This window comes from Azohydromonas lata NBRC 102462, from assembly GCF_001571085.1.
GTDB lineage: Bacteria > Pseudomonadota > Gammaproteobacteria > Burkholderiales > Burkholderiaceae_C > Azohydromonas > Azohydromonas lata.
Window position 1 is genome coordinate 1 of the sequence record NZ_BCTC01000041.1, and the last position, 13,978, is coordinate 13,978.

The 13,978-nt window shown below is 70.1% G+C and carries 15 protein-coding genes; 7 read left to right on the forward strand and 8 right to left on the reverse strand.

What is annotated here, in order from left to right; genetic code table 11:
- Nucleotides 1-498: 498 nt before the first annotated feature.
- The 3 genes from cutA to ALA01S_RS15310 all read right to left on the reverse strand — a co-directional run bounded on the left by cutA (nt 499) and on the right by ALA01S_RS15310 (nt 3,823).
- Nucleotides 499-813: a divalent-cation tolerance protein CutA gene (gene cutA, locus ALA01S_RS15300; protein ID WP_066337830.1), complete on the reverse strand. Its 315-nt coding sequence runs from the start codon at nt 811-813 to the stop codon at nt 499-501.
- Nucleotides 814-893: 80 nt separating this feature from the next.
- Nucleotides 894-2,465 carry a M16 family metallopeptidase gene (locus ALA01S_RS15305; protein WP_066337833.1) on the reverse strand — a complete coding sequence of 524 codons (1,572 nt, stop codon included), beginning with the start codon at nt 2,463-2,465 and terminating at the stop codon, nt 894-896.
- An 11-nt stretch (nt 2,466-2,476) separates the two neighbouring features.
- Complete coding sequence (locus ALA01S_RS15310) at nt 2,477-3,823, reverse strand: M16 family metallopeptidase (RefSeq protein ID WP_066337834.1); 1,347 nt, start codon at nt 3,821-3,823, stop codon at nt 2,477-2,479.
- A 175-nt stretch (nt 3,824-3,998) separates the two neighbouring features.
- On the opposite strand from ALA01S_RS15310, the gene ALA01S_RS15315 reads away from it, so the two are divergent.
- Nucleotides 3,999-4,643 (forward strand): glutathione S-transferase family protein, encoded by a 645-nt coding sequence (locus ALA01S_RS15315; protein ID WP_066337835.1) that lies wholly within the window; start codon nt 3,999-4,001, stop codon nt 4,641-4,643.
- A 348-nt stretch (nt 4,644-4,991) separates the two neighbouring features.
- On the opposite strand, the gene ALA01S_RS15320 is transcribed toward ALA01S_RS15315, so the two are convergent.
- Nucleotides 4,992-5,234 (reverse strand): hypothetical protein, encoded by a 243-nt coding sequence (locus ALA01S_RS15320; RefSeq protein WP_066337836.1) that lies wholly within the window; start codon nt 5,232-5,234, stop codon nt 4,992-4,994.
- Between the two features lie 121 nt (nt 5,235-5,355).
- On the opposite strand from ALA01S_RS15320, the gene ALA01S_RS15325 reads away from it, so the two are divergent.
- Both ALA01S_RS15325 and ALA01S_RS15330 read left to right on the forward strand, forming a co-directional pair.
- Nucleotides 5,356-6,282, forward strand: a complete 927-nt coding sequence (locus tag ALA01S_RS15325) for a LysR family transcriptional regulator (protein ID WP_174548631.1) — start codon at nt 5,356-5,358, stop codon at nt 6,280-6,282.
- Nucleotides 6,283-6,337: 55 nt separating this feature from the next.
- A complete protein-coding gene (locus ALA01S_RS15330) occupies nt 6,338-7,204 on the forward strand; it encodes a hypothetical protein (RefSeq protein ID WP_066337838.1) in 867 nt (288 codons plus the stop codon).
- 3 nt (nt 7,205-7,207) lie between these two features.
- Here ALA01S_RS15330 and ALA01S_RS15335 read toward each other — a convergent pair whose 3' ends face one another.
- From ALA01S_RS15335 to lplT, 4 genes are all read right to left on the reverse strand, one after another.
- Nucleotides 7,208-8,401: an amino acid aminotransferase gene (locus ALA01S_RS15335; protein ID WP_066337839.1), complete on the reverse strand. Its 1,194-nt coding sequence runs from the start codon at nt 8,399-8,401 to the stop codon at nt 7,208-7,210.
- 56 nt (nt 8,402-8,457) lie between these two features.
- Complete coding sequence (locus tag ALA01S_RS15340; protein ID WP_066337840.1) at nt 8,458-8,952, reverse strand: glutathione peroxidase; 495 nt, start codon at nt 8,950-8,952, stop codon at nt 8,458-8,460.
- Nucleotides 8,953-9,022: 70 nt separating this feature from the next.
- A complete protein-coding gene (locus ALA01S_RS15345) occupies nt 9,023-9,919 on the reverse strand; it encodes a DMT family transporter (protein WP_066337841.1) in 897 nt (298 codons plus the stop codon).
- Nucleotides 9,916-11,193 (reverse strand): lysophospholipid transporter LplT, encoded by a 1,278-nt coding sequence (gene lplT, locus ALA01S_RS15350; protein ID WP_066337905.1) that lies wholly within the window; start codon nt 11,191-11,193, stop codon nt 9,916-9,918. The genes ALA01S_RS15345 and lplT overlap by 4 nt, the downstream gene beginning before the upstream one ends.
- 203 nt (nt 11,194-11,396) lie before the next feature.
- On the opposite strand from lplT, the gene alr reads away from it, so the two are divergent.
- The 4 genes from alr (at nt 11,397) to ALA01S_RS15370 (ending at nt 13,971) form a co-directional block, all read left to right on the forward strand.
- Entirely contained in the window at nt 11,397-12,497 is a 1,101-nt protein-coding gene (gene alr, locus ALA01S_RS15355) for an alanine racemase (protein WP_066337842.1), read from the forward strand.
- A 58-nt stretch (nt 12,498-12,555) separates the two neighbouring features.
- Nucleotides 12,556-13,089 carry an acyl-CoA thioesterase gene (locus ALA01S_RS15360; protein ID WP_066337844.1) on the forward strand — a complete coding sequence of 178 codons (534 nt, stop codon included), beginning with the start codon at nt 12,556-12,558 and terminating at the stop codon, nt 13,087-13,089.
- 13 nt (nt 13,090-13,102) lie between these two features.
- On the forward strand, nt 13,103-13,507 hold the full coding sequence (gene arfB, locus ALA01S_RS15365; protein ID WP_084267606.1) for an alternative ribosome rescue aminoacyl-tRNA hydrolase ArfB: 405 nt from the start codon (nt 13,103-13,105) through the stop codon (nt 13,505-13,507).
- Between the two features lie 122 nt (nt 13,508-13,629).
- A complete protein-coding gene (locus ALA01S_RS15370; RefSeq protein WP_238455816.1) occupies nt 13,630-13,971 on the forward strand; it encodes a hypothetical protein in 342 nt (113 codons plus the stop codon).
- The last annotated feature ends 7 nt before the right edge of the window (nt 13,972-13,978 follow it).

Below are 13,978 nucleotides of genomic sequence, written 5' to 3' on the forward strand. Positions count from 1 at the left end.
GAATTCGCTTTCGGCTGGCACTTGCTATCTTTCAATAGTTGATTTCGCGAGCAAACCAACTTGAGAATAAGCTGGCAACCCTGCAATTCAGCTTAGCAATAGCATCCCGCCAGCCAAGGCGCTTCGCACCCCATTTCTTCATTCCCGCGAAGGCGGGAATCCAGGCGGCCCCACGTCAAAGCGAAGGAGTAACGCAGGAAAACCAATTTTTTGGGCCCTGTGCCGCCAGCTAACGAGCTTGCGGCCAACTTGGGGGCCGCCTGGATTCCCGCCTTCGCGGGAATGACGGATCGGGGTGCGCTGTGGAGCAGCCTTCGGCTGACGCTTGTCGTCTTTCCACAGGTGGCATTGTGCCTTCGCGGCAATAACGTTCCGGAGTGCGCTGCATTTTTCCCCGGCCAAATGCATCAGTCGGTTTCAAAAAGCGGCGCACCCATGGAAAACAAAAACGTCAAATACTGAGTACCGAGCACTCCAGATCCAACGGGTTTTGCAAGCTCACCCCCCGCTATATTCCCCCACCCAATCCGCATAGGGCCCATGCACCCTTTCCAGCGCCAGCGCATAGATCGCCGGCAGCGTGTACGGGTGCAGTTCGCGTATCGCCTCCTCCACGGCCGAATAGCGGGACGCAACGGTCTTGAGCATCAGGCGGTATTCGCCTTCCTCCTGCAGCTTGTTTTCCCAGAGATAAACGCTTTCGATCTTCGATATCTGCGCGCAGGCCACCAGGCGGCGCTCGACCAGTGCGCGGGCGATGCGGCGCGCGTCTTCCGCGTTGGCCACGGTGGTCATGACGGCAATGGGCTTCATCGGCGGGCTCCTCTGTGCTTTGAGCGGTGAGTGAAAACGGCGAATCGGAAAACGAAGGTCAGCGGATCAGGGGTGAAGATTCAGCGCGGCGCCTGCGTCGTGGCGGGCGTCGCGGGCGAAGGCTCGGTGGCCGAGGGCACGGGCGACGATGCCGGCTCGGACGCGGGTGCGGCCACCGGCGAGGCCGGCGGTACGGCGGACGTGCCGGCCACCTGCTGCACCGTCAGGCGCCGCGCAGCGCCCACGGACGACAGGTCGCCCGCCGCCTTCAGGTCGCCCGCGATCACGCCGCGCAGCGCCTGCGCCGGCCAGTACTTCTGCGCGAAGCCCTGCACCTGCTGCGGCGTCACGGCGGTGATCTCCTCGACGAAGCCGCGCAGCTCGGCCAGCGGCCTGTCCTGCGCCACCTGGCCGGAAATCGTCGCGGCCAGGCCCCCCACTGTCTCCAGACGGCGCGAGAAGCCGCCGATCAGCGTGGCCTTGCGCGCCTCCAGCTCCTCGACGCCCGGGGCCTCGCGGCCCAGGCGCGCCACCTCGTCGCGCATGACCTGCAGCACCTGGCCGGCGGTGCTGTTCTGCGTCTGCGCGCTGGCGCTCCACATGCCGCCGCCCGGGTGGGCCTCGGCCTCGCTGCCGGCGCCGTAGCTCAGGCCGCGCTTGATGCGCACCTCCTGGTTCAGCCGCGCGGAGTAGCCGCCGCCCAGCAGCACGTTGGCGGACTGGCCGATGCGGCGCGTGATGCGGTCTTCCTTGTCCAGCGCCACGAAGGGCGCCACCACCACCACGCTGCTCTGCCCGGCGCCGGGCATGTCCACCAGCACGGTGGCGTCGCCCTGCGCCTGCGGCTGCGCGGCCACCAGCGGCGCCAGGGGCGTCTTGGGCGCGCGCCAGTCGCCGAAGTGGCGGCGGGCGAGCTGCATCGCCTGCGCCTCGGTCACGTCGCCGGCCAGCACCAGCGCGGCCTGGTCGGGGCGGAACTGCGCGGCGTGAAAGCGCTGGATGTCGGCGGTGGAGATCTTCTGCAGCGAGGCGGGCGTGGCGGAGACGCCGTAGGGCGAGTCGCCCCAGTAGGCGCGCCGCGCGGCCAGGCCGGCCACGGTGCCGGGGCTGGAGAGCGCCACGCGCAGCGAATCCAGCGCCTGGGTGCGGGCGCGCTCCAGCTCGTCCTTGGCCAGGGTCGGCCGGCGCGCCACGTCGGCGATGAGCGACAGCGCCTCGCCCAGCTTGGGCGTGGTCACGGTCATGGCCACCGTCGTGGAGCGCCAGGAGCTGCCCGTGTCCAGCGAGCCGCCCAGGGCCTCGGCCTGCTGCGCCAGCGTGGTGGCGTCCACGGCGCGGCCCTTGCGCACGGCCCCCTTGGACATGAGCGTGGCGGCCATGGAGGACAGGCCCGCCAGGCCCGCCGGGTCGGTCTCGGGGCCGGCGCGCACCAGCAGCCGCGCGCTCACCAGCGGAATGCCCGGCCGCGGCGCCACGATCACGCGCAGGCCGTTCTCCAGGCGCTGCTCCGGCATGGGCGGCAGCACGATGGGGCGCGGCGGCTGCGCCGCGGGCGGCTCGTCCACGCCCGGCGTGGCGGCCTGGGGCGAGGTCAGCGCGGCGCCCAGCAGCGCGGCGGCGGCAAGGGGCAGGAGTCGGGGGGTGCGGGTCATCGAGCCTTCCTTCACGCCTTCTTCTCCGTGTAGTCCAGCGTCACGCGCGGACGCTGCAGCACATAGGTCTTGAGCACGCGCTGCACGTCGGCGGCGCGCACGGCCTGCAGCTCGGCCAGCTCGCGGTCGGCGGCGCGCGGGTCGCCCCGCTGGATCACCGCCCAGCCCACGCTTTGGGCGCGGCCGTGCGGGGTCTGGCGCTCGGCCAGCTCGCCGGTGAGCACCTGGGTGCGCACCTTCTCCAGCTCGGCATCGGCAATGCGGCGCTGCGCCAGGCGCTCGATCTCGCGCAGCAGCGCCTGCTCCAGTTGCGCCGTGGAGTGCCCGCCCGCGGCGATGGCGTAGGCCATGAGCAGCCCGGCGTCGGCGTTGAGGTCGGCACTGAAGCCGGCGGCCTGCGCCGACTGGTCGCGGTACACCAGCGCCTCGTTGAGCCGCGAGGACTCGCCGGCGGACAGCAGCGCCGAGGCCACGTTCAGCGCCGCGGCGTCGCGGCTGTCGGCGCGCGGGCCCTGCCAGATCAGCGCCACGGCGGGCAGCGGCACGGTTGGGCCGAACACCTGCGCGCGGCTGTTCTCCTCGCGCCGCGGCTCCCGCACGGTCACGCGCGGGATGGGGGTGTCGGGTTTTTTCAGCGGGCCGAAGTAGCGGTCTATCCAGGCGGCGGCCTGCGCGGGGTCGAAGTCGCCGGAGACGATGAGCGTGGCGTTGTCCGGCCGGTAGTAGGTGGCGTGGAAGGCGCGCACGTCCTCCAGCGTCGCGGCGTTGAGGTCTTCGATGCTGCCGATGACGGGGCGCTTGTACGGGTGCGCGATGTAGCCGTAGGCGGGCAGCGCGTTGAACAGCCGCCCGTAGGGGCCGGCGAGCACGCGCTGGCGGTACTCCTCCTGCACCACGGCGCGCTCGCTGTCGAAGTTGGCCTGGTCCACCACCAGCGAGCCCATGCGCTCGGCCTCGGCCCACAGGATGCGCTCCAGGTGGTTGGAAGGCACGGTGGAGTGGTAGGCGGTGACGTCCTCGGCGGTGAAGGCGTTGTTGTTGCCGCCCACGTCCTCGGTGAGGCGGTCGAAGGTGGCCGCGCCCATGTGGCGCGAGCCCTTGAACATCATGTGCTCGAAGAGGTGGGCGAAGCCGGAGCGGCCCGCGGGGTCGTCCTTGCCGCCGACGTGGTACCAGACCTGCACGCTGACCGTGGCCGTGTTGCGGTCCGGCAGCGTCAGCACCTGCAGCCCGTTGGCCAGCCGCCGCTCGGCCAGCGGCAGCGGCGGCACGCTGATGGGCGCGGGCGGCGCGGCGGCCCAGGCCGGCAGCGCGGCCAGGACCCCCAGGGCCACCAGACATTCACGGCGATTGGGCATCGGCGGTTCTCCTTCTTGGCATTCCTGCGGTGCGGCCATCCTAGCCGCGCGCCTGGGCACAATCCCCGGGCAGGCGCCAAGCCCGCGCCCACGGTGCCGGGCGCACGCCCGCCCCGCCGGCCTGAGGGCCGCCTGGAGTCCTTGATTTACCGAGCGGCCACGCCGCGCCATCGCCATGCAGCTCTACTTCCACCCCAGCAACGCCAGCATGGCGCCACACCTGCTGCTGCAGGACATAGGCGCCCCCTTCGAGCTGAAGTTCGTGGACCGCGACCGCGGCGAGCACCAGTCCCCCGAGTACCTCCGGCTCAACCCGAACGGGCGCATCCCGGTGCTGGTGGACGGCGACCTGGTGCTCTACGAGGCGGCGGCCATCTGCCTGTACCTGGCCGACAAGTTCCCGGATGCGCGCCTGGCGCCGCCCGCGGGCACGCCGCAGCGCGCGCGCCTGTACCAATGGATGTTCTGGCTGAGCAACACGCTGCAGGCCATGCTGATGCACTGGTTCTACCCGGAGCGCATGGTGGACAGCGGCGACGCGGCGGCCGCCTCGCAGGTGCGTGCGCAGGCCGAGGAGCACATCGCCGTGATGCTGCAGCGCCTGGACGAGCAGGTGGCCGCCAGCGGCGGCCCGTGGCTGCTGGGCGCCGACTACGGCGCGGCCGACGCCTACGCCCTCATGCTCTGCCGCTGGACCCGCCACTTCGACCGCCCGGCCCGCGACTACCCGCACCTGGGCCCCTACCTGCAGCGGCTGCTGGAGCGCCCGGCGGTGCAGCGCATGTTCGAGGCGGAGGGGCTGCAGGCGCCGCTGGTGTGAAGTGGGAAAAAGGAAGCGGTGCTGTCCGGGGGAAGTTGTTCTGATCCGTCAGCCCCGTGGCAAGGGCGCTTCGCACCCTTACCCGTCATGCCCGCGAAAGCGGGCATCCACCCCGGCCGGGGTGCTGGCGCGCCGACGCCGCCTCTGAGCGATGCCGTTCGAAGGCCACAGCTCAGTGCTCGTGGATGCCCGCTTTCGCGGGCATGACGAAGTAGAGAGCGCAGCGTCTGAGTCTTCGGGATGCCCACAAAAGCCAACGGGCCCTCACGGGCCCGCAGTCGTTTCAATCGCGACGAGTTTCAAACGCAACGGCCGCCTTCATGGGCAACCGTCACAGCCGTTGAAGCCTCAGCCCACGTAGTGCCGCTCGTAGCGGTCGGCGGCGCACATCAGCTCGGTGGACAGGCGCGGGTCCTCGTTGCGCAGGGCGTGGGCCAGGGCGCGGACGTCGGCCACTTCCTGCTCATGGGTGCGCGGAGCCGGCGCGAACATCACGCGCAGGCCGTTCCACACGCGGGCAAAGATCTCAGCGGCAACCACGGCACCGCGCGGAGCCGTGCGGCGGAAAGCGGAAACAGTGATGGCAGTCATGGTGATCCCTCTTCAGAAAACATCGATTCCTTCGATGGACTGAATACTAGGGTTTACCCCCAATTTACACAATTGAAGACTGGGCAAGCCAGGTATTAGTCAACCGCATAACATGCCCGGCATGAACTTCCGAACGCTGGACCTCAACCTGTTGCGCGTCTTCGATGCCGTGATGGCCGAAGGCAGCCTCACCCGCGCGGCCACGGCGCTGTCCATGACGCAGCCGGCGCTCAGCCATGCCTTGAAGCGCCTGCACCAGGCCGTCGGCGAGGACTTGTTCACCCGCACCGCGCGCGGCATGCAGCCCACGCCGCACGCGCAGACGCTGTGGCCGCAGGTGCGCGCCGCGCTGGCCTCGCTGCGCCAGGCGCTGGCGCCGGAAGCCTTCGATCCGCGCTCGGACGTGGTGAACTTCCGCGTCGCCCTGGCCGACGCCACCGCGGCGCTGCTGGCCCCCGTGCTGGTGGAGGTGATCGAAAAGGAGCAGGCGCTGGCCAACCTGCGCTTCCTGCCGCTGACCACGCGCGACCCGCGCCCGCTGGTGGAGCGCGGCGACGTGGACCTGGCCATCGGCCACTTCCCCTGGGTGATCCCGGTGCTGCAGTCCGAGGGGCCGGATGCCGCGCTGCGCCACGCGCGGCTGTACGAGACGGACTACGTCTGCGTCATGCGCCGCGGCCACCCGCTGGCGCAGGGCCCGCTGACGCTGGACGACTTCTGCGCCGCCCACCACCTGCTGGTGAGCTTTTCAGGGCGCCCCTACGGCCTGGTGGACGAGGCGCTCTCCGCGCTGGGCCGCCAGCGCCGCATCGTCCTGACGGTCAACCAGTTCTTCACCGCCGGGCTGGTCGTGACGCGCTCGGACCTGCTGACGGTCCTGCCCCGCCACTTCCTGCCCGCCACCGGCTACCAGGAGGAACTGGCCGTGCAGCCCATCCCGCTCACCCTGGGCAGCGTGCAGGTGGAAATGCTGTGGCACATGCGCCAGGACGGTGACCCCGCCCAGCGCTGGCTGCGCCAGCGGCTGATGGAGTCGCTGACCGAGTAGTTTTTGAGTTTCAAGGCTGCACCCGCAAATTCGACAAAACAGTCAGGGAGCCGGCATGACCTACGACGAGGACGAGGCTGCGCGACAACTGCGCGCGCGGCAGCTTCAATACCTGCAGTCCAAGCGCAACAGGCTCATGCGGAAGGCCGGCGGAGTGAAAACGCTGGTGCTGGGCTCCTCGCATGGGGATTACGCCTTCAACCCCGCCTTTTGCCCCGGATCGTTCAACCTCTGCTCGCGATCCCAGGATTTTCAATATTCCCTGCTGATGTACGCGCAATGGGCGCCGCGGTGCCCGCAATTGCGCAACGTCGTCGTGTTCTGCTCGGTGTTCTCGCCCGGCTTCGTGCTGGAGAAGTCGCCCTCGCAGGCGCCCCTGGCGCCGCTGCTCAACGAGGTGTTCCAACTTGGACGGCACTACGAGCCCGGGCCGCTGGCGGCCATTGCCGACGCGGTGCACGGGCAGGCGGACGATGCGGATTTCTTGTTGAAAGGCGAAAGCGGGTTTTTGCCGGCATTCGAAAAGGATTTACTGCCCGCCGAATATGGAGCAGGCAAGCGCGCCCATGAGCATTTGAAATACAACCGGCGGCAAGGCGGATTGCCCTACCTGGCGGAGATCTTGAAAACAAGCCACGAGCGGGGCCACCGGATTCATATGGCCCTGTCGCCCGCCAGGCCGGATTACAGAATGGCGCTGGGCCGCGATGCCGGCGACTTGTTTGAATCCCTATTCAAGACCATGCAGGACTTGAACGGGGAACCGGCCGCGCAGGTCTTGAATTTCTTTGATTCGCCGCTGTTCGGCGAAGCGGATTTCGGCGACTTCGACCACCTGCACCCGTTGGGCGCGGGCGTCGAAAAGCTCTCGCAAGAGATCGGCCGGGCCGTGGCGGGTGCCGCGGCCCGGCAGGCTGCCTAGCGATCAGGCCAGCACGGCCGCCATGGCGTCGGCCACGGCCTGGACGTTGCCCGTGTTCAGGCCGGCGACGCACATGCGGCCGGAGCGCACGAGGTAGACGGCGTGTTCCTCGCGCAGGCGGTCCACCTGCTCGGCGGTGAGGCCGGTGTAGCTGAACATGCCGCGCTGGGTCAGGAAGTAGTCGAAGTTGCGGCCCGGCAGCTTGGCGTTGAGCACGCCGTGCAGGCTGCGGCGCATGGCGGCGATGCGCTCGCGCATGGCGGCCACTTCGCCCTCCCACTGGGCGCGCAGCGCGGGGTCGTTCAGCACCTTGGCCACCACCAGGCCGGCGTGGATGGGCGGGCTGGAATAGTTGCGGCGCACGGTGGCCTTGAGCTGGCCCAGCACCAGGTCGGCCTCGGCCGCGTCGGCGCAGACCACGCTGAGCGCGCCGGCTCGCTCGCCGTAGAGGCTCATGCTCTTGGAGAACGAGTTCGCCACGAAGAAGCGCAGGCCCGCGTCGGCCAGGGCGCGGATGGCGAAGGCGTCTTCGTCAATGCCGTCGCCGTAGCCCTGGTAGGCCAGGTCCAGGTAGGGCAGCAGCTTGCCGTCCTTGAGCACGGGGATGAGCTGCAGCCACTGCTCGCGCGTGAGGTCCACGCCGGTGGGGTTGTGGCAGCAGGCGTGCAGCAGCACCACGGAGCCCGCGGGCACCTCGCGCAGCGCGGCCAGCATGGCGTCGAACTTCAGGCCGCCGGTGGCCGCGTCGTAGTAGGGGTAGGTGTGCACGGGCAGGCCGGCACCTTCGAACATGGCGCGGTGGTTGTCCCAGGTCGGGTCGCTGACCCACACGCCCACGCCGGGGAACCAGCGCTTCAAGAAATCGGCGCCCACCTTGAGGCCGCCGCTGGAGCCCACGGTCTGCAGCGTGGCGATGCGCTGGCCCGTGACGGCCTCGTGGCCGGCGCCGAACAGCAGCTTCTGCACCGCGGCACGGCAGGCGGCGGAGCCTTCGATGGGCAGGTAGGACTTGGCCGCGTTCTCGGCCAGGAGTTGCGCTTCGGCGCGGTGCACGCTCTCCAGCACGGGGATGCGGCCGGCATCGTCGAAGTAGATGCCGATGGAGAGGTTGACCTTGTTGGGCCGGGGATCGGTCTGGAACTGCTCGTTGAGGCCCAGGATGGGATCGCCCGCGTAGGGCTCGAGGTGCTGGAACATGGGGCTGACTCCGAAGGACCCGGGATGATAGGGGCGCCGCAGGCCGGCCCCCGCCTTCAGCCCAGCGCCTTCTCGATGTCCGCTTCGAGCTTCTGCGGCGCCTCGGCGGGGCCGTAGCGGCGGATGACGTGGCCGTCGCGGCCGACCAGGAACTTGGTGAAGTTCCACTTGACGGCCTTGCTGCCCAGCAGCCCCGGCGCCTGTGCGCACAGCCATTTCCACAGCGGGTGCGCGTGGGCGCCGTTAACCTCCACCTTGCTCATGAGCGGAAAGCTCACGCCGTAGCGCGTGCTGCAGAAATCCAGGATCTGCTGCTCGGTGCCCGGCTCCTGGCCGCCGAACTGGTTGCACGGAAAACCCAGCACCACCAGGCCGCGGGCGCGGTAGCGCGCCCACAGCGCCTCCAGCCCGGCGAGCTGCGGCGTGAAGCCGCAGCGGCTGGCGGTGTTGACGATGAGCAGCACGCGGTCGCGGTACTCCATCAGCGACACGGGCCGGCCGTCTATGCCGTGGGTTTCGAAGGTGTAGAGGCTGCCGTTGTTGTGGTTCATGGCGCACGTTCGTCCTGCACGGGGGACGAGGATCGTAGCGCCGGGGCGCCGCGCCGCCAGGGGTGAAGCGTCAGTGCCCGCGCCGCGTGGCCAGCACCACGGCCGAGACGATGAGCACGCCGCCGAGCAGCAGCCGCCCCGTGAAGTCGCCCGCGCCCAGCGCGAAGGCCGACAGCGAGGCGAACAGCAGCTCGCTGAGCATGATCACCGCCGTCACCTGCGCCGGCAGCCGCGTGGCGCCGTACTGCAGCGCCAGGTTGGCCAGGATGAAGCAGCCGGCGAACGCCATCGCCCCCAGCGCCCAGGGCAGCGGCAGCACCGCCGGCGCCGGCACCCGGCCCGCGGCGGTGAGCAGCGCCGCCAGCGCCCCGGCCACCACCGCGCCGCCCACGAACATGGCCATGCCACGCGCGGCCGGGCTCTGGTGCGCCTGGCGGCGCAGCATCACGTTGTTCAGGGCGAAGCTGAAGCCGCCCAACACGCCCAGCGCCTCCGGCAGGTTGCGCGGCAGCGGCAGCCCACCCCCTTCAGGCCACAGCACGGTGCCCGCGCCCGCCAGCGCCAGCGCCATGCGCACGCCCGCGGCGGCGTTGAGCTTTTCATGCAGCAGCACGCGCCCAAGCAGCAGGGCCCACAGCGGCATCAAGTAGAAGAGCAGCACCACGCGCACCACGTCGCCCGTGGCGGCGGCCCAATTGAAGGAGGCGTTGGTCGTGCCCGCGGCCAGCACCAGCACCCACAGCGCCGGCGTGCGCGCCAGTTGCAGCAGCGCGCGCGGGCGGGCGGCCACCAGCAGCGCCAGCGCCAGCAGGTAGATCAGCGCCGTGGACCACAGCGGGTGCAGGCCCTGCGCGTGCAGCAGCCGGAACGGCCACCAGGACAGACCCCAGACGAAGGCATTGAAGGTCAGCGCCAGCGCGGGCAGCAGGGCCCGGGGGGCGGCGCCGCCGTGCAGCGCGCGGCTCAATGCCGGTCGGTGCGCGCGATGGCGAGCAGCCGCTCGACCTCGTCGCGGTGGCGCACGCAGTTGCGCAGGTGCCAGCGGCCGATGAGGGCCATGATGCCCGCCACCACGATGCCGAAGATGGTGATGGCGCCGAAGGCCGACAGGCCCAGCTTGGTCATGCCCGTGTAGAAGGCGCCCAAGCCGAGGATGCAGGCCTGCTCGTTGAAGTTCTGCACGGCGATGGAGCGGCCCGCGCCCATGAGGTTGTGGCCGCGGTGCTGCAGCAGCGCGTTCATGGGCACCACCAGGTAGCCGCCGATGCCGCCGAGCAGGATCAGGAAGGGCGCCGCGATCCACACGTCGGTGATGAAGTTCATGCCGATCACGAGCAGCCCCATCACCACGCCCAGCGGGATGACGCCGGTGGCGCGGTCGAGCTTCATGGCCAGCGAGGCGACGATGGCCCCCACCGCCGTGCCTATGGCCACCACGCCCACCAGCGCCGAGGCCTGCGTGGTGCCGTAGCCCAGCGCCGCCGCGGCCCAGGCCAGGACGATGTAGCGCAGGTTGCCCGACACGCCCCAGAACAGCGTGGTGGTGGCCAGCGAGATCTGGCCCAGCTTGTCGGCCCACAGCCGCGCGTTGCAGTGCGAGAAGTCGCGCACCAGGCCGGGCAGGCCCAGCTCCAGCGGCTGCAGCGGCGCCTCGGTGCGCGGAATGCGCAGGTTGAACAGAGCCGCGGCGACGTACAGCAGGATCATGGACGCGATGGCCGCTTCCGGCGGCGTGTCCACGCCCGTGTCTATCAGCGGAAAGTCCAGCCCAAGCAGCGCCTGGCCCACCTTGGGCCCAACGAGCTGCCCGCCCAGGAGCACGCCCAGGATGATGGAACCGATGGTGAGGCCCTCTATCCAGCCGTTGGCCTTGACCAGTTGCGAGGGCGGCAGCAGCTCGGTGAGGATGCCGTACTTGGCCGGCGAGTAGGCCGCCGCACCCAGGCCCACGATGGCGTAGGCCGCCAGCGGGTGCGTGCCGAACAGCATCATCAGGCAGCCCACCACCTTGATGCTGTTGGAAACGAACATGACCTTGCCCTTGGGCACCGCGTCGGCAAAAGCGCCCACGAAGGGCGCCAGCACCACGTAGAACAGGGCAAACATCGGCACCAGCGCCGCCCGCTGCCATTCGGCAGCCCCCGAGGTCTTGAGCAGTTCGACCGCCGCGACGAACAGCGCGTTGTCAGCCAGCGAGCTGAAAAACTGCGCTGACATGATCGTGTAAAAGCCTTTTTTCATGCGCAGCGGGCAGCAGCCGGGCACCGGCCAGGCCGGCATCTCGGTGCGCCAGGGAATTCTTGGGGGGTTGCCTAGGCCGTGGAGCGCGGGGTTATAGCACGCGGTATTCCCGGCTCCCGCATGGTGAAAGCGGCTTGCGCTGCAAAGGCAGAATTGCTCCTCACTTTGCAGCGCCCTGCCCCGCCGTACCCGCTACAACCGCCATGCCGCGTCCCATCCAAGCCCTGATCCACACCGCCGCCCTCACGCACAACCTGGCGCGCGCACGCGCCGCCGCGCCGGACGCGCGGGTGTGGGCGGTGGTCAAGGCCAACGCCTATGGCCACGGCATAGAGAACGTCTTCCAGGCCTTTCGCGGCGCCGACGGCTTCGCGCTGCTGGACCTGGAGGAGGCCAAGCGGCTGCGCGCGCTGGACTGGCGCGGGCCCATCCTGCTGCTCGAAGGCTGCTTCGAGCCGCGCGACCTGGAGCTGTGCTCGCGCCTGGACCTGTGGCACGTGGTGCACCGCGAGGCGCAGATCGACTGGCTGGCCGCGCACAAGACGCAGCTGCCGCACCGCGTCTTCCTGAAGCTCAACAGCGGCATGAACCGGCTGGGCTTCACGCCTCAAGCCTTCCGGTCGGCCTGGGTGCGGCTCAATGCGCTGCCGCAGGTGGACGAGATTTCCTTCATGACCCACTTCGCCGATGCCGATGGCCCGCGCGGCATCGAGCACCAGTTGAAATGCTTCCTGGAGGCGACGGCCGACCTGCAGGGCGAGCGTTCCCTGAGCAACAGCGCCACGGCGCTGCGCCTGGCCGGGGACGACCCGCGGGTGCGCGCCGACTGGGTGCGCCCGGGGATCATGACCTACGGCAGCGCGCCGGATTACCCCGAGCACGACATCGCCCACTGGGACCTGCAGCCCACCATGACGCTGCGCTCGCAACTGATTGCCGTGCAGCACCTGCAGGGCGGCGACACCGTGGGCTATGGCAGCACCTTCACCGCCGAGCAGCCCATGCGCATAGGCATCGTCGCTTGCGGCTATGCCGACGGCTACCCGCGCCACGCCGGCACGGGCACGCCGGTGCTGGTGGAGGGCGTGCGCACGCGCACGCTTGGGCGCGTTTCCATGGACATGCTGGCCGTGGACCTCACGCCCGTGCCCGCCGCGCAGTGCGGCGCCGAGGTCACGCTGTGGGGCAAGGGCCCGCGCGGCACGGTGCTTGCGATAGACGAGGTGGCCCGCGCCGCCGGCACCCTGGGCTATGAATTGATGTGCGCCGTGGCCCCGCGCGTGCCGGTGCTGGCCGCCGCCTGACCCCGGCCGAAACGCCGCGCGGGCACCGTTTTTCCCTTCACACAGGACTTCGCAGTACATGAACCACCTGCCCGCCCACCAGCTCTCCATGACGGTGCTGATGACGCCCGACACCGCCAATTTCTCGGGCAACGTGCACGGCGGCGCCATCCTGAAGCTGCTGGACCAGGTGGCCTACGCCTGCGCCAGCCGCTACGCCGGGCGCTACGTGGTGACGCTGTCGGTGGACCAGGTGATGTTCCGCCAGCCCATCCATGTGGGCGAGCTGGTCACCTTCCTGGCCAGCATCAACCACACGGGCACGTCCTCGATGGAGGTGGGCATCAAGGTGATTGCCGAGGACATACGCACCCAGGTGGTGCGCCACGTCAACAGCTGCTTCTTCACCATGGTGGCGGTGGACGACGACCGCAAGCCCGCCCCCGTGCCGCCGCTGCGCCCCTTCACGCCGGAGGAGAAGCGCCGTTTCGAGCAGGCCAAGGTGCGCCGCGCGCTGCGCCAGGAGCTGGAGCAGCGCTACCAGACCATGCGCGAGCAGCCCGCCGCCCCGGCCGAGCCGCTGGCCACCCCGGCCAAGGCCACCAAGCACTGAAGCCCGTCCTGCCGTGAAGCCCAGCGTCCGCGTCCAGCCGCACGAGGTGCACTGCACGGCGATGCGCGCGCAAGGCGCGGGCGGGCAGAACGTCAACAAGGTGTCGACGGCCATCCACCTGCGCTACGACGTCCACGCCAGCTCGCTGCCGGAGGACGTCAAGGAGCGGCTGCTGGCGCTGGGCGATGCACGCATCACGCGCGAGGGCGTGGTGGTGATCAAGGCGCAGGAGCACCGCAGCCAGGAGATGAACCGCGCCGACGCGCTCACGCGGCTGCAGGCGCTGGTGGACAGCGTGGCCGAGGCGCCCAAGACCCGCCGGCCCACCAAGCCCACGCGCGCCTCGCAGCGCCGCCGGGTGGAAGCCAAGGCGCGGCATGGGGCCATCAAGGCGATGCGCGGGCGGGTGGACGGCTGATAGTCCGCCATGCGCGCCGGGCACCATGCCCACCGCCGCCCAATTGTGAAGCGCAGGTAAAGCTGGTCATCCCCGCCCCGGCCACCGCCGTTGGGACGGCATCTGCCCTGACGGAGATGGACATGCAAGCACAAGCCCCGGCACGCCGCCGCGCGTTGTTGGCCGGCGGCCTGGCCGCCCTGGCACTGGCCCTGGGCGGCTGCGTCGTGGCGCCGGCCCAGCCCTACTACTACGGCGACGTCGCCACCGCGCCGCCCCCCGCGCCGCTGGTGGAGAGCTACGGCGCGCCGCCCGTGGTCGGCTCCATCTGGATCAACGGCTACTGGCGCTGGGGCGGCGCCCGCTACGCCTGGGTGCCGGGCTACTGGCACGCGCCGCGCCCGGGCTACTACTGGGAGCCGCACCGCTGGGCCCCGGCCGGCCCGGGCTGGCGCATGGCCCCGGGCTACTGGCGGCGCGGCTGACGCTGGG